Source organism: Paracidobacterium acidisoli, from assembly GCF_003428625.2.
Taxonomy (GTDB): domain Bacteria; phylum Acidobacteriota; class Terriglobia; order Terriglobales; family Acidobacteriaceae; genus Paracidobacterium; species Paracidobacterium acidisoli.
In genome coordinates, this window is the sequence record NZ_QVQT02000006.1 from 355,900 (window position 1) to 374,876 (window position 18,977).

Sequence of the window (18,977 nt, forward strand, 5' to 3'; positions counted from 1 at the left end):
ACAAAACAGGTGAGTGTATCAGGAGGCTCGCGGCGGAGCGAAACGGAGGGCCTATTCGGGGACGCGCACCAGCAGGCAGGTGATGTTGTCGTGGCCACCGGCCTCGTTGGCGGCGTCGATCAGACGGCGGCAGGCTGCGTCCAGATCGGGGGTCTCACGCAGCACGCTCTCGATCGCCGGGTCGGATACCTCGCGGATCAGCCCGTCGGAGCAGAGCAGGAAGACATCGCCGGCTTCGGTCACGGCTTCGCTGATGTCGGGCGCGACCGAGGGCTGGGTGCCGATGGCGCGGGTGATGATATTGCGGTAAGGAGACTGCTCGGCCTCCTGCGGCGTCAGATGCCCCATGCGCACCTGCTCGTCCACCAGAGAGTGGTCCTGCGTGCAGCGCACCAGCGTCCGGCTGCGGAAGAGGTAGATGCGGCTGTCGCCCACGTGGGCCACATAGGCGTGGCCGGGAACAAGCTGCAGCACCACCAGCGTGGTGCCCATGCCGGAGAGCGACCGGTCGGCTGCTCCCCGCTGATGGACGAGCGCATTCGCCTCTTCGACGGCCTCGGCCAGCCGCTCCGGCACGGAGCCCGCCTCTTCACCGCGGCAGAGCGTGCCGATCACGGAATCGACCGTCATGCGGCTGGCGATCTCTCCGGCGGCGGCTCCGCCCATTCCGTCGCAGACGACAAATACGCCGGCCTCGGCGCACTCGCCGAAGGAGTCTTCATTTCCGGTGCGGATGCGGCCGACGCTGGAGAGCGCGGCGCTTTGAATCTGTGTGCTGAATGGCTGGCTCATACGGGGGATACGAAGCACCTGTTCACGATACACGTTCGGCTCAGCGCGGAAGACCCGAACCGGAAGCCCGGTGGTTACGAATGGCTTCCGGCGGCGGAACGGCCGGAGCTGGCCAGCTTCGATTCGGCTTCGGCAATCACCTGATTCGCCTGATCGTACTTTTCGGCCTCTTCGCCCGCATCGTTCCAGAGCTCCTGCCCGTGCTGCAGCTCTTTCTGCGCCTCGCCCGAGTCGATCTCTTCCGGCTTTTCGGCAACCTCGGCCAGGATGGTTACGCGCTCCGGAAGAACCTCCACAAAGCCGCGGGCGACGAAGTACCGCTGGCCGTCGCTTTCGCCGCCATGCAGGCGCACTTCGCCGGCGCCGATGGCGGCCAGCAGCGGAGCATGCCCGAAGAGCACTTCAATGTAGCCGGAGCTCGACGGCACCTCGACCGCCGTCGCCGTCTGATCGACGAGGATGCGGTCGGGGCTCACCAGCCGTACACGTAATTGATCTGTATCCGCCATAGTCTGTTCTCAGTAATCAGTCCCCGGTTAACAGTCCCCAGTTGTCAGTTCCATTCAGCTTCTGCGGTTCACCGGGGACTGGCAACTGATTACCCTCTCTCTTATGCCGTTGCCTTCAGCTTCTCTGCCGCTTCCAGCACATCCTCGATGGTGCCCTTGAGGTAGAACGCCTGCTCGGGAACATCATCGTGTTTGCCTTCGATGACTTCCTTAAAGCTGCGCACGGTGTCGGCGATCTTGCAGTATTTGCCCGGAATGCCGGTGAACTGCTCGGCGACATGGAAGGGCTGCGAGAGGAACTTCTGCACCTTGCGCGCGCGGGAGACGGTCACCTTGTCCTCTTCCGAGAGCTCGTCGATGCCAAGGATGGCGATGATGTCCTGCAGGTCCTTGTACCGCTGCAGAATGCGCTTCACGCCCTGGGCCACGTCGTAGTGCTCCTGCCCGACGACGCGCGGCGAAAGAATGCGCGAGCTCGACGCGAGCGGATCGACGGCGGGATAGATGCCCAGCTCCGACAGCGGACGCGAGAGCACCGTGGTCGCATCGAGGTGAGCGAAGGTCGTCGCCGGAGCCGGATCGGTAAGATCGTCGGCGGGCACGTAGACGGCCTGCACCGAGGTGACCGAGCCCTTCTTCGTCGAGGTGATGCGCTCCTGCAGCTCGCCCATTTCGGTGGCGAGGTTCGGCTGATAGCCGACGGCCGAAGGCATGCGTCCCAGCAGCGTCGAAACCTCGGAGCCCGCCTGGGTAAAGCGGAAGATGTTGTCGATGAAGAGCAGCGTGTCCGCGCCCTCTTCGTCGCGGAAGTGCTCGGCGACGGTCAGGGCCGACAGCGCCACGCGCAGACGCGCGCCGGGCGGCTCGGTCATCTGGCCGTAGATGAGCGCGGCCTTCGACTTCGTGTAATCGTGAATGTCGATCACGCCCGCTTCCTGGAATTCGAGCCAGAGGTCGTTGCCCTCGCGGGTCCGCTCGCCGACTCCGGCGAAGACGGAGAAGCCGCCGTGCTTGGAGGCGACGTTGTTGATCAGCTCCTGAATGACGACGGTCTTGCCGACGCCGGCGCCGCCGAAGAGGCCGATCTTGCCGCCTTTGAGGAAGGGCTGAATCAGGTCGATGACCTTCACGCCGGTCTCGAACATCTCCTCGGAGGTCGACTGCTCATCGAAGGCCGGAGCCTGGCGGTGAATGGGCATGCGCAGCTTCGCCTGCACCGGACCCAGCTCATCGACCGGCTCGCCGATCACGTTGAGCACGCGGCCCAGCGTCTCGCGGCCCACCGGCACGGTGATCGGGCCGCCGGTGTCGATGGCCTTCATGCCGCGCACCATGCCCTCGGTCGCTTCCATGGCCACGCAGCGCACCCGGCCTTCGCCGATATGCTGCTGCACCTCAAGGATGACGCTGATGGGTACGGGAACCGTGAAACCATCGCTGACCACACGCAGCGCCTGGTAAATGGGAGGCATCTTCGCCTCTTCAAACTGCACGTCGACCGCCGGGCCGGAAATCTGAATGACTTTGCCGATGTTCTCTGCCATAAAACTTTCCTGATCTCTTCCTGCCTGCTCCGTCTCCTGCCAGCGCCAGCTGCTCGCTTTTTGCTGCCGGGAGTTCAGCAACCCGTTGTAACTGCTTCTTACAGCGCCGCAGCGCCGCTGACGATCTCGATAATCTCCCGGGTAATGGCCGCCTGGCGCACGCGGTTCATGGTCAGCGTGAGCGAGTCGATGATCTCCCCGGCATTGTTGGTCGCCGAATCCATCGCGGTCATACGCGCCGCATGCTCCGCCGCGACCGATTCGAGCAGCGCGTGATAGATCTGCGAGGTCACATAGCGGGGCAGAATGGCGTCGAAGATTTCGCGCGGCTTCTGCTCGTAGATGTAATCGACCTCGGCGGTGCCGAACTTCTTCGCCTCGTCCTCGAACTCCTGGATATCGGCCTCGGCCTCACCCGGCTGCAGGCTCACGCCCGCGGTCAGCGCGGCCTCCGCGGCGCGGGCGCGCTCCTCGGCGCTCATCTCCTGCGACTCGGTGATCTCGTGGCGGCCGAATTCAATGATGGGCAGGATGCGCTCCACCACCACCCGCTGCTGAATCACCGATTTGAACTCGTTGTAGACGATGTAGACCGCGTCGATCTCCTCATGCACATAGCGGTCGACGATCTCTTCGCCCAGCTCGCGGGCCGCATCGAAGCTGAGCTTTTCGAGCAGTCCGGGATGGTCGCCGATGACTTCGATCTGCGACGAGCGCTGGCGCTCCGGACGCGGCGCGTGCCCGTCGTGGCTCTCGATCTCCTGAAAGCGCGCAGCCGGATAGCGGCGGCGGAAGAGGTCGCGCCCCTTGCGCCCGATGGCTTCGACGTCGATCTCCTTCCCGTCGTTCGATCCGAGAAAGTGCGTCGTGGCCTTGATAATGTTGGTATTGAAGCCGCCCGCAAATCCCTTGTCGCCGGAGACGACGACGAGCAGAATCCGTTTCTCCTCACGGGTCTTGAGCAGCGGATGACGGACCTCGCCGGTATCGGGGTCGACGATCTCAATGCGCCGCTTGAGCGATTCGAGCACGCTGGCCAGCATCGCCGCATAGGGGCGGGAGGTAATGGCGCGCTCCTGGGCGCGGCGCAGCTTCGCCGCCGAGACCATCTTCATGGCGCGGGTAATCTGCCGGGTATTCTTTACGCTGCGGATACGCCGCCGCAGATCGAGGACATTCGCCATGACGTCGTCTTACTTCGCCGCTCCCGCCGGCTGCTGCTTTTCTTTGGACTGCTCCTGCTCTCCGGGCTGCTTGGACTGTGCCTTTTCAGACGGCTTCTGCTGCTTTTCCTTCGACTTGTCCGGCTGCGTCTGCGCCTGCTGATGCTCGGCGAGGAAGTTTGCCTTGTACTCTTTGAGCGCCGCGTGGACGCGCTTCTTCAGATCGTCGTCGAGGGCCTTCTTCGTGGCGATATCGTTCAGAAGCTGCGTCTGGCCGGAGTCGAGATACGAATAAAGGCCGTCCTCAAAGGCACGAATGTCGGCGACCTTCAGGTCGTCGAGGTACCCCTGGGTTCCGGCAAAGAGGATGATGACCTGCTTTTCCGCCGTCAGCGGCTGGAACTGCGGCTGCTTCAGCAGCTCGGTGAGGCGCTGGCCGCGGTTGAGCTGGTTCTGCGTCACCTTGTCGAGATCGCTGCCGAACTGCGAGAAGGCGGCCAGCTCGCGGTACTGGGCGAGGTCGAGCTTCAGCGTCGATCCCACCTGCTTGATGGCCTTGATCGCCGCCGAAAAGCCGACGCGCGAGACCGAAAGGCCCACGTTCACCGCCGGACGCACACCGGAGTTGAACAGATCCGTCTCAAGGAAGATCTGCCCGTCGGTGATGGAGATGACGTTGGTCGGAATGTAGGCGGAGACGTCGCCGGCCTGGGTTTCGATGATGGGCAGAGCGGTCAGCGAGCCCGCGCCCTTCTCGTCGTTCAGCTTCGAGGCGCGCTCGAGCAGACGCGAGTGGAGATAGAAGACGTCGCCCGGATACGCTTCGCGGCCCGGCGGACGGCGCAGCAGCAGCGAGATCTCGCGGTAGGCCGTGGCGTGCTTGGAGAGATCGTCGTAGATCACCAGCGCATGGCGGCCGCTGTCGCGGAAATACTCGCCCATGGCGCAGGCGGCGTAGGGAGCCAGATAGAGCATCGGCGCCGGCTCCGACGCCGAGGCGGCGACGACGATGGTGTAGTCCATCGCGCCGTACTCGGTCAGCGTCTGCACCACCTGGGCGATCGAAGAGCGCTTCTGCCCGATCGCGCAGTAGATGCAGATCAGGTTGTTCTTTGCGCTGTTGATGATGGTGTCGAGCGCGACGGCGGTCTTGCCGGTCTGGCGGTCGCCGATGATCAGCTCGCGCTGGCCGCGGCCGATCGGGATCATCGAGTCGATGGCCTTGAGCCCGGTCATCATGGGCTCACGCACCGGCTGACGGTCGATGACGCCCGGCGCCAGCCGCTCGACGGGCAGCGTCTCGGTGGTGTGGATCGGTCCCTTGTCGTCGATGGGCTGGCCCAGCGAGTTGACGACGCGGCCGATCAGAGCCTCGCCCACGGGCACGCTCAGAATTTTTCCGGTGCGGCGCACCTGGTCGCCTTCGCGGATCTCGGTGTAATCGCCGAGGAGCACAGAGCCGACCTGATCCTCTTCGAGGCTCATCGCCAGCCCCGCGATGCCGTGCGGGAACTCGACCAGCTCGCCGGCCATGACCTTGTCGAGGCCGTGCAGGCGGGCGATGCCGTCGCCGAGCGAGATCACGGTTCCGACCTCGTCGACCCGCACCTTCGCGTCGTAGTTTGCAATCTGCTCCTTCAGGAGCGCTGTAATCTCGTCTGCCTTAATCTGCGCCATGCTTCCCTGTTCCCTTACGGGCTGAATTCTTTTTCTGTTCAGGCGGACTGATCCGCCACCAGCTCTTCGCGAAGCCGACTGAGCCTTCCACGTATCGAGCCATCATAGACGGTGCTGCCGACACGCACGATGACGCCGCCCAGAAGCGAATCGTCCTCGCTGAAGGTCGCCTGCACCCGCGTGCGGGTAAGTTCGGCTATCTGTGCTTCCAGCCGTTGCCGCCCGGCCGCATCCAGAGGCCGGGCCGTGGTGACTTCTACCTCTGAGATGCCCAGACGGCGGTTGAGCTCGTATTCAAATGCGCGAACGATCTCACCGTAATCGGCCATCCGGTCATGCTGGATCAGCACAGCAATAAAATTCCGTACCTGCACCGCCATACCCAGGCGGGCGTTGAGCTTGTCGAGAATTGCGACCTTCTGGTCGGCGGGAAACGACGGATCGAGAAAGACCTCGCGCAGGTCGGCGCTCTCCCGCCATGCGGCGGTGAAATCGCCAAGCTGACGCCGCGTCGCCTCGGCGTCGAGGCGCGCCTCGAAGATTACGTCGGCAAAGGCCCGCGCGTAACGGGCGGCAAATGCGGACATCAGTTCCGCCCTCCCATATTCCGGCCTGAAAAGTGCGTGGCCAGATCCTCGCCGATTCCGTCGAGCAGCGCCTGGTCGGCCTCCGGCGTAAGCCGGATGCGCTGCGTGGCGCGGTCAATGGCCAGATTCGCGGCAAAGCGCTTCAGCTCGCGCTGCGCCGCCTCCTGCGCCAGCTCAATCTCATGCCCGGCGGACTGCACGATGCGCTCCCGCTCGGTTTCAAGCAGCGCATGAATGCGCTTTTCGTCTTCCCCGGCCTCGATCTCCGTCTGCTGGCGGATCGCTTCAATCTCATCGTCCAGCTTTGCCAGGCGGGCCTCTACCGCGCTCAGGCGGCGGTTTGCCTCATCGCCTGCCGTGCGCGCGTCGGTCAGCTCTTTCTGCAGCGTTTCCGAGCGCTTCCGGAAGGCCTTCGGCAGCACCTTCAGCAGAAAGGCCAGAATGGCCAGGATCATCACGCCGGAGTTGAAGTCCTCGAAGATCTTCGCCGCGGTCTCGGTATCCACATGGCCGTAGCGGGCGATGGCCTGCACGGCGGCCGAGTGTCGGAACTCCTCCCACTCGCCGTGGCTCACCTGGTCTTCCATGTGCGGCCCCTGCGCGGCGTGCGCGGGCTTCTGCCCGGCCGGAGCTGAAGCCGGAGCCGGAGCCCCATTCTGCGCGTGCAGACCGGCCGAGGTAAAGGCCAGAGCGATCAGAGAAAAGAAAACTGTCCGGAAGATGCGTTTCAATGAGCACCTTCCGCAACCACGGCCTGGGAGGGCAGAACGGCAGCCAGCACCTGAGCCGCAAGCTGATCGGCCGTCGCCTCGATCTCCTCGCGCGCTCCGGCCGCCTGGGCCTCGATCGCGCCGTGCGCCTGCCGCACCCGCTCCTGCGCCGCGGAACGGGCCGAGGCCAGGGCGCTTTCCCGCTCGGCATTCCACTGCTGCACACGCTGCTCCCGGCGGCGGAAGATCTCGGCGCGCGCGGCGCGCAGCTTCGCTTCATACTCCTGGGTGCGGGCGTCGGCTGCGGCAATGGCGGCGTGCGCCTTCTCTACCGCGCCGACTGTGTGCTCCCGGCGTGCCGCGAGCGTGCGCAGCAGCGGCCGATAGACGATCCAGCGGTATGCCAGTACGAGAAAAACGAAAATAATGATGGTCGGTACGGCACCGAGCAAAAGATCACCGAGTTGGCGCAGCAGGTCATCCATAGTTCTTAACCGGTATACAGACTGTCGGGATGCAATTCAGAAAGGTCTGAAACTTTTGGATCGTTCTACCAAAGTGAAAATCAGAGTGTCAACCCGGGCACACTTCACGGGTGTTTACTGAGGGGGGCCCGGAAAGGGTACGCAAAGATTTCTTGACTCGCCCTTTCACCGGCGTACACTGAGAATATCACCTGTGACCCGTTTCAGGGTCCAACGGGCCGAATGACCGGAACCTACCACCGCTTCCCTTCATTCGGCCCGTTTTGTGTTTCTGCGAAAAATGACTGATTTGTGCGCAAACCCGCTCGCGGAGAGTAATTATCTACGCCTTCCGGAACCTTCGATACCGGCCCAGCAGCGACTCCGGCCCGGCGACGGTGAGCGTCACCAGATTGCCCGCATACTGCCGGTCGCGGATCACCGCGCCCGCGCCGAGCGCGGCCAGCGCCTCGCCCTCCGACTGCGGAATCTGAAAGCGCTGCTCCACGATCGGGTCCTGGGTCAGGGCGGCGTCCACCCCGGCGAGCAGCGTATCGACGCCCCAGTTAAGGCGGGCGGAGACGGCAATGCCGCGATGCGCGTTCTGCTGCAGCGTCGCACGCTCCTCTTCCGTGAGCCGGTCGATCTTGTTCAGCACCTCGATGCGGGGCTTGTCGAGCACGCCCAGCTCGCCCAGCACCTTTTCCACCTCGGCCTTCTGCTCGTCCTGCACCGGGCTCGAGCAGTCGCGGACGTGCAGCAACACCTCGGCCTTCTGCACCTCTTCGAGCGTGGCGCGGAAGGAGGTGACCAGCGTATGCGGCAGATCGCGGATAAATCCCACCGTATCCGACAGCAGCACCTTGCGCCGGCTGGGCAGCTGGATGGCCTTGAGCTTGGGGTCGAGCGTAGCGAACATGCGCGACGATTCGAGGACTCCGGCGCGGGTGATGGTATTGAAAAGAGTGCTCTTGCCGGCGTTGGTGTAGCCCACCAGCGCCACTGCGGGAACCGGCACCGACTCGCGCCGCTGCCGCTGCTGGCTGCGCGTGCGGCGCACCGCCTCCAGGTCCTGTTTGAGCTGCAGCACGCGCCGCTGAATGCGCCGCCGGTCGGTTTCGAGCTGCGTTTCGCCCGGGCCTCGCGTGCCGATGCCGCCGCCGAGCTGCGACATCTCGCTGCCCCGGCCGGTCAGGCGGGGCATCATGTATTCGAGCTGCGCCAGCTCCACCTGCAGCTGGCCTTCGCGGGTGCGCGCATGCCGCGCAAAAATATCGAGAATTAATTGTGTGCGGTCGACAACCCGGCACGGCAGCGCGCGCTCGAGGTTGCGGAGCTGCGTGGGCGTGAGGTCGTGATCGAAGAGAATGACGCCGGCCTGCGCGGACGCGGCCATTCCGGCCAGCTCCGTGACCTTGCCGCTGCCCAGCAGCGTTGCCGGATCGGGCTTTGCGCGGTGCTGCTCCAGCTCGCCGACGACCCTTGCACCGGCGCTGACGACCAGCTCGCGAAACTCCTCGATCGACGATTCCTCCGAGAAGGCAGAGGGCTCCGGACGCGACACCGCGCCCCGGTCCTGCTCCCCATCCTCGAAGACAGCCAGAGCTGCATCGCGGGCGAGAAGCGCCATGCGTGGCAAAGCCTTTCGCTGCGCTCCAAAATCTACGGAGACGAGCAGTGCCCGTTCCTCAGAAGCTCCCCTGACGTTCAAATCGGAACCACCCGGAACAGTTCACCGCTCATCGATTGTGCACACCTCTCCTGCATTGCCCTGCGGCATCTCAGGAGCCGGAAGATTCCTGCGCGGGCGAGGCCGGAGGAGCCGCTCCCGGATGAGAAGGTGCCCCGGTATGCGTGGCGGGACGATGTTCTCCATGAATGACTGCACGAGTGCTGACGACCGTGGAGATCGCATGTTTGAAGATCAGCTGCTCCTGACTGTTGTTCTCGAGCAATACCGAGTACTTGTCGAAGGAGCGAATCTTTCCGGTAAGCTTGACACCGCTTACCAGGTAAATCGTAATGGGTGTCTTGTCTTTACGAACGGTATTCAGGAAAGTATCCTGAATATTCTGTGCCGGCTTGTTTTCCATGTGCCGATCTCCTGAGCTCAAAAAGTGAAATAGGTTAAGTAACTACATGCCAGGAAAACCTGTGTAAGGGCGAAAATTCATGCCCTTCACAGAAATGCGTGCTAACAAAATACTTGCTACGCACAGGTTGTGCAACGAGACGCTCAAACGTTACACCACCCGTGCGGGAATCCTCATCTCTCTCCGCCATGAAACTCTGTCAAAACAGCCAGCACGGGCGGAAAACACCTGATCCCGGTGGATACGCCCTTTGATGCTGAATCCGGTTACAGCGTCGCACGCGAGTACTAAAAAACCACGCCTCTTTTATGCTGAAAATTTACAAACTTATTTGGCGTGACGCCGCCGGTGGCGGGGACGGGTGGCCCTTCGCGCGCGGGCAGGCCGCCTGGACGGAGCCTTTGGACGCTCCCCGGCCTGCGCGGGAGCCTTCTTTGAAGGCGGCGCGACGCCAGGGCCTGTCCGGCGGACGACTACGCCTTCCATGCGGAAGGATTCGACCGTGGTCTGCGCCGGATGGGCAATGCCCGTCTGCGGATCGATCGCCGCCGCATTGTCCGCGGCCACCTTCCAGGAAAAGACCGGAACCTGAGCGTCGGACGGATCGGCCCCGACCGTAACCGGCAGAAAGCCTTCCATATTCCGCTCACGGTAGGCCGTTTCGTAGCGGTGCTTTTTCACATTCCAGGTAAAGACACGCGCCTGATCGAAGTCGTACGGCAGGCCGTCCTTGTAGGGCGCCAGCACGGCGATATACTCCGGCGCCATTTTGTCAGGAAAATCCGAGTTCGGATCGGCGACCTTCTTCAGAACATAGGCGCCGACAATCCTCTGCCCTTCGGCAAGCCCGGCAATGGCGTCGGGTACGTCGACATCGAGCGCGCGGCTGCGCACCCATCCGACAAAGCCCTGCTGATCGCGTATCAGCCAGTAATCCTCGAGCACCGGCCCAGGCGGCTTAGCCGGAGCATCAGCAGCGGCATGGGCTGCGCCCTTCGCACCCTTCAGCGCGGAAGCCGGCTTCTCTTTGGGCGAGGGTACAGGCGCCACCGGCACAGGAGCCTGCGGAGGAGCCGGCTTCGGAACCGAGGCCCGCACCAGCAGCTGCAGCTTGTCGTTTTCCGGAAGCAGGTAAAAATGCTCGGTCTTGCGGCCCGGCTCCTCGTGCAGGTACGAGTCGTCGCGCAGCACGCCTGTCGCAATCACCGGATCGTGCGCGTGCGCCGCCTGCAGCGCGGAGAAGACGTCATAGACCTTCTGATCGATGATCGCGTGCTCCTCGATCCAGCCGGTCTCTCCCTTATCCGTCTTCACCTTCAGAAAGCGGCGGCCGTGCTCCAGCACCTGCAGACGCTGCCCGTTCGTCACCTCGGCGACCCGGTTGGTGACCGCGGCCACACGGTCGCGCAGAAAGGTCCCTTTCACGGAGACGTAGACGTACTCTGCCGCGGGCTTCGGGCGGAATCGCCCACAGCCGGCCACGGCAAGGACAAGAACAATGGCGGATATCCGGAAGAAAAAACGAAGGATTCTGGAAGGCGGCATCATCGGCACGGCGGTCAGGGGAAAAGCAGTATGCTCCACGTTCTTAGAGACCAGCATCGCATGCTTTGACGCAGAATTTTCGCCTCTCTTTGGTTACGCATCGATGACGCATCCAGGCGGTCACCTTCCGCACGCGGAGACGTGCAGCGGAAGGCGCATCCTGTGCGCGGATCGCGGATGTTTCAGTTGGTCGCCACCACCTGGAAGGCCCCGGTGGGATCGGTGCCGGTCGTCGAGTTCCCAAAGGCGTCGAGCGCACCCGGCGTTGTGGTGTCGATCGCGTAAACCTCAAAGTCGGAGCTGCCTCCCGCGCAGGCGACGGCAATGTAGGTGTGGGTGTTGTCCTCGGCCAGCGACGACGGCTCGCTCCCGGTCGAGAACGGCGATCCGGCGATCGGCGTCAGCGCGCCGGTCGTGCTGTTCAGGCTGAAGGCGCTGATGGTCGCGTCCGGCCGGTTAGCGACGTATACATAAGAGCCAGTCGAATCCACCAGCACATCGTTTGGTCCGGACGAACCGGTTGAATAGGGCGAGCCGGCAATGGACGTCAGCGCACCATTCGATGCAATCGACAGCACCTTGACCCCCGTAGTGGTCTCCGTTACGAATAGAAAATTGCCGCCTGGGCTTACTGCCAGACTGGTGTCGGAAAGCGAGGTACCTCCGGCCTGTCCGGATGCCAGTTTCTGGTTGGCGCTGATGGCGCCGGTCGAGGAGTTGAAGTTGAGCACATTGACTCCTCCCGTACCCATCGCCACGAAGGCCAGATTGTCGGCGGGATTGAAGGCGATGCGTCCGGCCGAGCCGGGCGTCAGCGCGACCTGCGTGCCGGAGACGAAGGTGAGCGCCCCGCTGCTGCTGTTGACACTAAAGACGGCGGTGTCCGAACTGACATCGGCGATGACCAGCCAGTTTCCGGACGTGTCCACCCGCATGGCCAGCGGATAGACCTGCGTGGCCACCAGCCCGTTGTTTCCGTTGTTGATGACCGAAAGCGATCCGTCGCTGTTGATGGTGTAGCCGTAGATGGCGCCGGCAATGGCATCGGCCACGTAGAGATACTTGTTGTTCGGAGTGATGGCGATCGTGGTCGGCGTGACGGCGATGGCATACGGCGAGCTGTTTGTCCCGGCCAGCTTGCCGCTGGCGATGGAGAAGCCCGCCACTGTGTTCAGGCTGCTGTTGGAGTTGGCAACGTACAGATAGTCGCCGGTGGCGCCGCCGCTGCCGCTTCCACTACCGCTTCCCGAGGTGAGCGGAGGGAAAAACTGTCCGCAGCCACAGAGCATCAGCAGCCCCGCGAGGGGAAGGCTGAACCAGAATCGTACGCTTCTTACTGCCTGTATACTGCGCACAACCATGCGCTTATCCATTCGTTCCGTCACTCCGGCCATAACCCTGCTCGTTTATTTTTGTTGCCGCGGCATGGCGCAGCAGATTGTCTTTTGCAGGCCCTGCGTCCAGGCCGACATGCAGTTTCTTGCCTCTGACACATTGCGCGGCCGGGGCAGCGCCACGCGCGATGAGCACCTTGCCGCATTGTATGCGGCTTCGCTCTTTGCCAGCTTCGGCCTCGAGCCGGGCGGCGACAACGGAAGCTTCGTGCAGAAGGCTCCCGTCGACATCAGCAGGCTCCCGCCGCGGATGCAGCAGCGCCTGCAGGCCTTTGAGGCCGTGCCACGCACGGAAACCTGGAACGTGGTCGGCATTCTTCCTGGCTCGCTTTCTGATTCGCTTCCTGGCTCACAAAAACAGACTAACGACAGGACGACGGACGAGGCCATTCTGCTCACGGCTCATCTGGACCACCTGGGAGTAGGGCCGGCCGTCAGCGGCGACTCGATCTATAACGGCGCCGACGACGATGCCTCGGGCACCACGGCGGTGATCGAGCTGGCGCGGGCGCTCAGCCGGGGTCCGCGGCCGAAGCGGACCATCCTCTTCGTGCTCTTCGGATCGGAAGAGATCGGCGGCATGGGAAACCGGTATTTTCTCGAACACCCGCCGGTGCCGCTCGATCATATCGCCGCCAATCTGGAGTTCGAGATGATCGGCAGGCCCGATCCCGCCGTTCCCGCGGGCAGCTTCTGGCTGACCGGCTTCGAGCGCAGCAACCTCGGGCCGGAGCTGATCCGTCACGGGGCGCACCTGGCCGCCGATCCGCACCCGGCAGAGCACTTCTTTCAGCGCTCGGATAACTACGCGCTGGCGCTGCGCGGCATTGTGGCGCAGACCATTTCGAGCTTCAACCTGCACAAGGACTACCATCAGCCGAGCGACGAGCTGAGCCGGATCGATTTCCCGTATATGACGACAGTCATCGAGTCGATGGTGAAGCCGGTTGAGTGGCTGGCCGATACCAGTTGGAAGCCCGCCTGGAACCCCGGCGGCCAGCCAAAGCCGCAGCCGCCCGGTCATCACTGATTCTTCCGAAAAAATATTTCTCGCAGAGACAAAAAGCCCGCGCATGGTGGGCTTTTTCACTGGCCGCATCGCCGGAGTTACACCGCGACCACATCCTGCTGCGGAACGCGCTCCGCCTCGAGCACCGGACCGAGGGCATGCACGACGGAAGCCACCCGCACCACCGCCAGCACCAGCTCTTCGGCCGCGCCCTTTTCGCGCACCACCTTCTCGTGCGCGTCGACGCACCGGCCGCAGCCGTTGATGGCCGAGACCGCCAGCGACCACAGCTCGAAGTCCACCGGCTCGACGCCGTGCGTGCGAATGACGTTCATGCGCAGACGGGCGGGCAGCGTCGCATACTTCTCGTTCGAGGCGAGGTGCAGAAAACGGTAGTAGATATTGTTCATCCCCATCACCGCCGCGGCCGACTTCGCCGCCTCAAGCGCCTGCGGCGAGAGATGCTTTGCTCCCTCTTCGAGAGCGGCTTCGGTCAGCCCGGCATTGCGCGTGGCCATGGCCGAGGCGACCACCGTGCCCCACAGCTGCTGCGGCGTCAGCTCGGTGTTGTTGCGCACCAGCGTGGAGTAGTTCAGCTTCAGGTCCTTCGCGTAATTCGGCAGAGCGTCGATCAGGGTATCGATAGACATAGAGATCCTTTCTTTAAGCCGTCAGCGGAAAGCGGTCAGCAGACAGGGATGAAACGACCAGGGATAAGACGGCCAGCTTATCCGGTCACAACCGCTGACCGCTTTGCCCCTGACCATCTTTGTGCCTGACCGCTTCTTTGCCGGCTGACCACTCCGTTATGCAGTCAGCGTGGCTTCGCCCTTCTGCCAGTTGCAGGGGCAGAGCTCGTCGGTCTGCAGAGCGTCGAGCACACGCAGAACCTCCTGCGGGTTGCGGCCCACCGACAGATCGGTGACGTAGACGAAGCGGATGATGTTCTGCGGATCGACGATGAAGGTCGCGCGCTGCGCCACACCGGCGCTCACATCGAGAATGCCGAGCTGCTCGCACAGATCGCGGCGGATGTCGGAGAGCATGGGGAAGGGCAGATCCTTCAGATCCTCGTGGTTATTGCGCCACGCAAGATGCACAAACTCGGAATCCGTGCTGCCGCCGAGCACCTGCGTATCGCGGTCCTGGAACTCGCCGTTCAGCTTGCCGAAGGCCGCAATCTCCGTCGGACAGACGAAGGTGAAGTCCTTGGGCCAGAAGAAGTACACCTTCCACTTGTCCGGATAGCTTTCATCCGTGATGGTCTCGAAGGCGTTGTTCTTATCGGTGCTTACGGTTGCGGTAATGGAAAATGCGGGAAACTTTTCGCCGACGGTCAGCATGAATGACTCCTGTAAGGATTGGATTTTCGGAAAAATCGTATGGGTTCGGGGAAAAAGGGGTTGGAAAGAGAAGGCACGTATTTTTGTGAAAACAACTCGCTGTCAGTCCTGAAACCGGCCAGGAAAAACAATCTGAAAGCAGGCAGGAACCGCAGCAAAAAGGGCTACATGCTTTTCTGGCACTTCGCGCACAGCCCCAGAATGTCGATGGCGTACCGCTCGGCGAGGAAGCCGTCCGGCAGCCGCCGTGGTTTTCCGGCGACTCCCAGTGTTTCTGCGTCGATGTCGCGAATGGACTTGCAGACGCGGCAGACCAGATGATGATGCGGCTCGGGGTTCGTCTCGACGCGCATGGAGCCGTGATGCAGGCTCACCTCGCGAAACATGCCGCTCTCAATAAACAGATGAATGTTCTTGTACACCGTCGCCAGCGAGATCGCCGGAATACGCGGCCTGACCCGCTCGTAGATCTCTTCCGGACTGGGATGGCCGTGCATACTGCGCAGCGCCTGCCACACCACCTGCCGCTGATGCGTCACCGCAATCCCGGCAGCGGAGCAGGCATCGCGAAACTCTCTGATCTCGGCCGCGTTCATCAATTTCTATTAAACGATAATAATTATCGTTTGTCAAAACTGAAGAAGAGCCTTCGCTTTGCGCGCCGGAGGGCTTGTTTTTTGCGGGGAAATCTTCAGTTCGGCTTGTCCGGTCTGACGCGTCCGAAGCGGTCGCCGATCGGCTGACGGCCGCGGAAGCCTGCTTCGAGCGTATGCCAGTGCGTGATGCGCTCCTCGCCCATCTTCCAGCACAGCAGCACGACTTCCCCGTCGAGCCGCGCGGGAAAATCGAGCAGTCCGGTTTCCAGATCCTTGACCTGCACGCCGATCGCGTCGATCTCCGATACTGCGTCTTTGGCGCGCTGCACCAGACCGTCGAGCGCGGCCTTCCGGCGCCGCACGTCGGCTACATTGACGCGCATGCCGCCGGAGAGAAAGATGCGGCGGCTCAGCTCCTGCAGCTCTTCCTGCAGAGACTCGGCCGCCTGTTTAGCCTCGATGGCGCGCTTCAGAAGCGATTCGAGCACAGGTAAAAGCGCCTGCGCCTCATCGAGGGTGAAGGTCTTCATGGTCTTATTTTACGCGGCTTTTCCCGCAGGCCTTAACGCGGTCTTTCCTGAAGACCTTTGCGCGGCTTTTTCCGCAGGCACGCTCTCGTGGCTTTTCAAGGGAGCGCGCCCGCTTTGCCGATCCTTATGCAGGAATCCTGAGCATATTTATGCAGGAATCTCGAGCATGCGGTCCAGAGCCACGCGCGCCCAGTGCTTCACGTCGTCCCGCACCTGAATGCGGTTCACCACATGACCCTCCACCAGGTTTTCGAGCGCCCATGCCAGATGCTGCGGGCTGATGCGGTACATCGTCGTGCACAGGCAGCCGGTGTCGTCGAGGGTGATGATCTTTTTGCCCTTCGGCGCAAACTCCCTCGCCAGCCGGTTGACCAGGTGAATCTCGGTTCCGATGGCGAAGCTCGACCCCTCGGGCGCGTCGGCGACGAGCCGGATCAGCCGTTCCGTCGAGCCCATCGCGTCGGCCTTCCGGCAGACCTCCCAGCGGCACTCCGGATGCACGATCACCTGCATCTCCGGATACTTCGCGCGCACCTTGTCCACGTGCTCCGGCAGAAAGCGCTGATGCACCGAGCAGTGGCCCTTCCACAGAATGACCTTTGCCGCCCTCAGACGCTCCGGCGAAACGCCGCCGCCGATCTGCCAGGGATCGTAGACCACCATCTCCTGCATCGGGATGCCCATCGCCCAGCCGGTGTTGCGGCCGAGGTGCTGGTCGGGCAGAAAGAGGATCTTTTCCGCGCGCGCAAAGGCCCACTCGAAGGCCGTGCGCGCATTCGACGAGGTGCAGACCAGTCCGCCGCGCTCGCCGCAGAATGCCTTGATGGCCGCCGTGGAGTTCATGTAGGTCAGCGGCAGCAGCTCGCTTTCCTTGAGGCCGGCTCCGAGCAGCGTCTCCCAGCAGTCTTCCACCTGGCCGATCTCGGCCATATCGGCCATCGAGCAGCCCGCATTCAGGTCGGGCAGAATCACACGCTGCCCCGGCCTTTCCGCCGTGTCGGGACGCCCCAGCACATCGGCGCTCTCGGCCATGAAGTGCACGCCGCAAAAGAGAATGTAGTCGGCCTCGCTGGCCGCTGCCGCCTGGGAGAGCTTGTAAGAGTCGCCGGTGAAGTCCGCAAAGCGAATCACTTCATCGCGCTGGTAGTGATGGCCCAGCAATACGGTGCTCGCGCCCAGCTTTTCGCGGGCGGCCGCAATGCGGTCATCCATCGTGTGGTCGGGGAGGACCAGATAATTCTCCAGAGAACACGTCTCTGCCTGTGGGACAACTTCCTCAAGTACGTTCAATGTATGCTCCGCCTTCAGCCCAACGGGAAGACCGTTCTCGATGGACGGGGATGTTGAAAGCAATTCCGGCTGCAGTCGGCTCGCTGTGGCTTATGCCACCCAGTCGACGGGGATGTTGCAACCACACCTTTTAGACGCGCCTCGTGAAAATCCGTTGCAAATTCGGTGAATCTCACCGGGCGGGCCCATCTGTTTCTGTAACTCATATCGTACACAAAACGGCGGCCGCACAACAGAGTTCCCCCGTGGCTGCCGTGAGGTTCAACTCTATCGATTTCCGGGCTTTGCCGGCGCCGGGAGCCCCTCATTTGTGGCCCCCGATGCTGGCGGGTATCATGGTCTTTCATGCATCTTGGCGATTCCATATTCATCTTTCTGCTGGCCCTGGTACTCTTCGGCCCCAAACGCATGCCGGAAATCGCAAAGCAGATCGGCAAACTGCTGGCGGAGTTCCGCCGCGCCAGCAACGAATTCAAAATGCAGATCGATGAGGAGCTGCGGAACCTCGACCGCCAGGAAGAGCAGAAGAAACGCGAAGCCCGCCTGCAGCTGGCCGAAAACAGCCAGACACAGAGCAGCCAGACCGAGACTGAGACCCCGGCCGGCGAGCTGGCCTCCGGCGCCTCTTCCGAGACTGCAGAAACGGCTGCGGAAACCCCGTCATCGGACACGCTGACGATCATGCCTCCCAGTAGCGGAACCACAGTGAGCGCGTCGTCTCCCTACATGGCCGCGGCTGAGACCGAGCCTTTTCCCGAGCCGTCCACCGCGATGCCGGCCGAGCCTTCCGATGCCCCGGCTGCGGGCCACCTCGAATCCTCCGAAACACCGCAGGCCGATGCTGCTCCCGCACCGGCCGCTCTGAACGGAGCCTCTTCCCATACTTCTGAACAGGAGCACGAGAGCACCTCTCTTCATCATGGCTGATTTTGTCGATCGCGCCCGAACGGCGGTCACGGAGCGCGCGGAACTGCCGGGCATGAGCCTCCTCGAGCATCTCGAGGAGCTGCGTCGGCGCATCGTGCGCTCGATCCTCTTTATCGTTGGTGGCTTTCTGGTGGCGTGGTTCTTCCACGAGAAGATTTACGCCTTTATGCAGGAGCCGATCACGCTGGCGCTGAGCAGGCATCACATGCCGACGCAGCTGGTCTATCACAACCCCATCGATCCCTTTAACCTCTACCTCAAGATCAGCTTCATGGGCGGCTGCATTCTCGCCGCGCCCTTCGTTCTCTATCAGGTGTGGCTGTTCATCTCGCCCGGCCTTTATCAGAACGAGAAGCGGTACGTCGTCCCCTTCATGGCGGCCACCATCGGCCTGTTCCTGGCCGGAGCGTACTTCGGCTACCGCTGGGTCTATCCCGGCTCGCTCGACTTCCTGCTGACCTTCGACAAGGACTTCCGTCCGCTGATCGAGATCAACGAGTACACCGACCTCTTTCTGACCGTGATCCTGGGCCTCGGCATCACCTTCGAGCTGCCCATCCTCATCATGTTCCTCTCCATATTCGGCATCGTCAGCCCGCGCTTTTTATGGAAGAACATCCGCTACGCCATCCTGATCATCTTCATCATCGCGGCCGTCATCACGCCGACGCCGGATGTGCTGACGATGTGCGTCTTCGCGCTGCCGATGCTGTCGCTCTATCTCATCAGCATCGCCGTCTCCTACATGGTTCATCCCGCGCAACGAAAGAAGCGCGCCGAAAAGGAGGCCGCGTCCTGAAGCGG

Annotated in this window: 20 protein-coding genes; 3 read left to right on the forward strand and 17 right to left on the reverse strand. The window is 62.7% G+C overall.

What is annotated here, in order from left to right; all coding sequences use genetic code 11:
• Positions 1-51 precede the first annotated feature (51 nt).
• From D0Y96_RS17420 to D0Y96_RS17475, 12 genes are all read right to left on the reverse strand, one after another.
• Positions 52-825, reverse strand: a complete 774-nt coding sequence (locus tag D0Y96_RS17420) for a Stp1/IreP family PP2C-type Ser/Thr phosphatase (RefSeq protein WP_350449111.1) — start codon at positions 823-825, stop codon at positions 52-54.
• Positions 826-866: 41 nt separating this feature from the next.
• On the reverse strand, positions 867-1,301 hold the full coding sequence (atpC, locus tag D0Y96_RS17425; protein ID WP_117302448.1) for an ATP synthase F1 subunit epsilon: 435 nt from the start codon (positions 1,299-1,301) through the stop codon (positions 867-869).
• A 101-nt stretch (positions 1,302-1,402) separates the two neighbouring features.
• Positions 1,403-2,845: a F0F1 ATP synthase subunit beta gene (atpD, locus tag D0Y96_RS17430; RefSeq protein ID WP_117302733.1), complete on the reverse strand. Its 1,443-nt coding sequence runs from the start codon at positions 2,843-2,845 to the stop codon at positions 1,403-1,405.
• A gap of 98 nt (positions 2,846-2,943) precedes the next feature.
• Entirely contained in the window at positions 2,944-4,029 is a 1,086-nt protein-coding gene (locus tag D0Y96_RS17435; protein WP_117302450.1) for a F0F1 ATP synthase subunit gamma, read from the reverse strand.
• A gap of 9 nt (positions 4,030-4,038) precedes the next feature.
• Positions 4,039-5,685 carry a F0F1 ATP synthase subunit alpha gene (atpA, locus tag D0Y96_RS17440; RefSeq protein ID WP_117302452.1) on the reverse strand — a complete coding sequence of 549 codons (1,647 nt, stop codon included), beginning with the start codon at positions 5,683-5,685 and terminating at the stop codon, positions 4,039-4,041.
• Between the two features lie 38 nt (positions 5,686-5,723).
• Entirely contained in the window at positions 5,724-6,272 is a 549-nt protein-coding gene (gene atpH, locus D0Y96_RS17445) for an ATP synthase F1 subunit delta (protein ID WP_117302454.1), read from the reverse strand.
• Positions 6,272-7,003: a F0F1 ATP synthase subunit B gene (locus tag D0Y96_RS17450; protein WP_117302456.1), complete on the reverse strand. Its 732-nt coding sequence runs from the start codon at positions 7,001-7,003 to the stop codon at positions 6,272-6,274. The genes atpH and D0Y96_RS17450 overlap by 1 nt, the downstream gene beginning before the upstream one ends.
• Positions 7,000-7,467, reverse strand: coding sequence for a F0F1 ATP synthase subunit B family protein (locus D0Y96_RS17455; protein ID WP_117302458.1), 468 nt, complete (start codon positions 7,465-7,467; stop codon positions 7,000-7,002). Before D0Y96_RS17455 ends, D0Y96_RS17450 begins: the two co-directional genes overlap by 4 nt.
• A gap of 322 nt (positions 7,468-7,789) precedes the next feature.
• Positions 7,790-9,076 carry a GTPase HflX gene (gene hflX / locus D0Y96_RS17460; protein WP_117302460.1) on the reverse strand — a complete coding sequence of 429 codons (1,287 nt, stop codon included), beginning with the start codon at positions 9,074-9,076 and terminating at the stop codon, positions 7,790-7,792.
• A 151-nt stretch (positions 9,077-9,227) separates the two neighbouring features.
• A complete protein-coding gene (hfq, locus tag D0Y96_RS17465) occupies positions 9,228-9,539 on the reverse strand; it encodes an RNA chaperone Hfq (RefSeq protein WP_117302462.1) in 312 nt (103 codons plus the stop codon).
• Between the two features lie 327 nt (positions 9,540-9,866).
• Positions 9,867-11,141, reverse strand: coding sequence for an SH3 domain-containing protein (locus D0Y96_RS17470; RefSeq protein WP_252263893.1), 1,275 nt, complete (start codon positions 11,139-11,141; stop codon positions 9,867-9,869).
• Positions 11,142-11,266: 125 nt separating this feature from the next.
• The gene (locus D0Y96_RS17475) at positions 11,267-12,445 is read right to left on the reverse strand and encodes a lactonase family protein (RefSeq protein ID WP_158562462.1); all 1,179 of its coding nucleotides are present in this window, start codon (positions 12,443-12,445) and stop codon (positions 11,267-11,269) included.
• On the opposite strand from D0Y96_RS17475, the gene D0Y96_RS17480 reads away from it, so the two are divergent.
• Positions 12,444-13,508 (forward strand): M20/M25/M40 family metallo-hydrolase, encoded by a 1,065-nt coding sequence (locus D0Y96_RS17480; RefSeq protein WP_252263894.1) that lies wholly within the window; start codon positions 12,444-12,446, stop codon positions 13,506-13,508. The two genes, D0Y96_RS17475 and D0Y96_RS17480, sit on opposite strands and share 2 nt — an antisense overlap.
• A gap of 77 nt (positions 13,509-13,585) precedes the next feature.
• Here D0Y96_RS17480 and ahpD read toward each other — a convergent pair whose 3' ends face one another.
• From ahpD to nadA, 5 genes are all read right to left on the reverse strand, one after another.
• A complete protein-coding gene (gene ahpD / locus D0Y96_RS17485) occupies positions 13,586-14,137 on the reverse strand; it encodes an alkylhydroperoxidase, AhpD family (protein ID WP_117302466.1) in 552 nt (183 codons plus the stop codon).
• 156 nt (positions 14,138-14,293) lie between these two features.
• On the reverse strand, positions 14,294-14,830 hold the full coding sequence (locus D0Y96_RS17490) for a peroxiredoxin (protein WP_117302468.1): 537 nt from the start codon (positions 14,828-14,830) through the stop codon (positions 14,294-14,296).
• A 164-nt stretch (positions 14,831-14,994) separates the two neighbouring features.
• Entirely contained in the window at positions 14,995-15,426 is a 432-nt protein-coding gene (locus D0Y96_RS17495) for a Fur family transcriptional regulator (RefSeq protein ID WP_117302470.1), read from the reverse strand.
• A 95-nt stretch (positions 15,427-15,521) separates the two neighbouring features.
• Positions 15,522-15,956, reverse strand: a complete 435-nt coding sequence (locus D0Y96_RS17500; protein ID WP_117302472.1) for a DUF2203 domain-containing protein — start codon at positions 15,954-15,956, stop codon at positions 15,522-15,524.
• A gap of 147 nt (positions 15,957-16,103) precedes the next feature.
• Positions 16,104-17,309 (reverse strand): quinolinate synthase NadA, encoded by a 1,206-nt coding sequence (gene nadA, locus D0Y96_RS17505; RefSeq protein ID WP_252263895.1) that lies wholly within the window; start codon positions 17,307-17,309, stop codon positions 16,104-16,106.
• 282 nt (positions 17,310-17,591) lie between these two features.
• On the opposite strand from nadA, the gene D0Y96_RS17510 reads away from it, so the two are divergent.
• Positions 17,592-18,173, forward strand: coding sequence for a Sec-independent protein translocase subunit TatA/TatB (locus tag D0Y96_RS17510; RefSeq protein ID WP_117302476.1), 582 nt, complete (start codon positions 17,592-17,594; stop codon positions 18,171-18,173).
• Positions 18,166-18,972 carry a twin-arginine translocase subunit TatC gene (gene tatC / locus D0Y96_RS17515; RefSeq protein ID WP_117302478.1) on the forward strand — a complete coding sequence of 269 codons (807 nt, stop codon included), beginning with the start codon at positions 18,166-18,168 and terminating at the stop codon, positions 18,970-18,972. The genes D0Y96_RS17510 and tatC overlap by 8 nt, the downstream gene beginning before the upstream one ends.
• Positions 18,973-18,977: the final 5 nt, after the last annotated feature.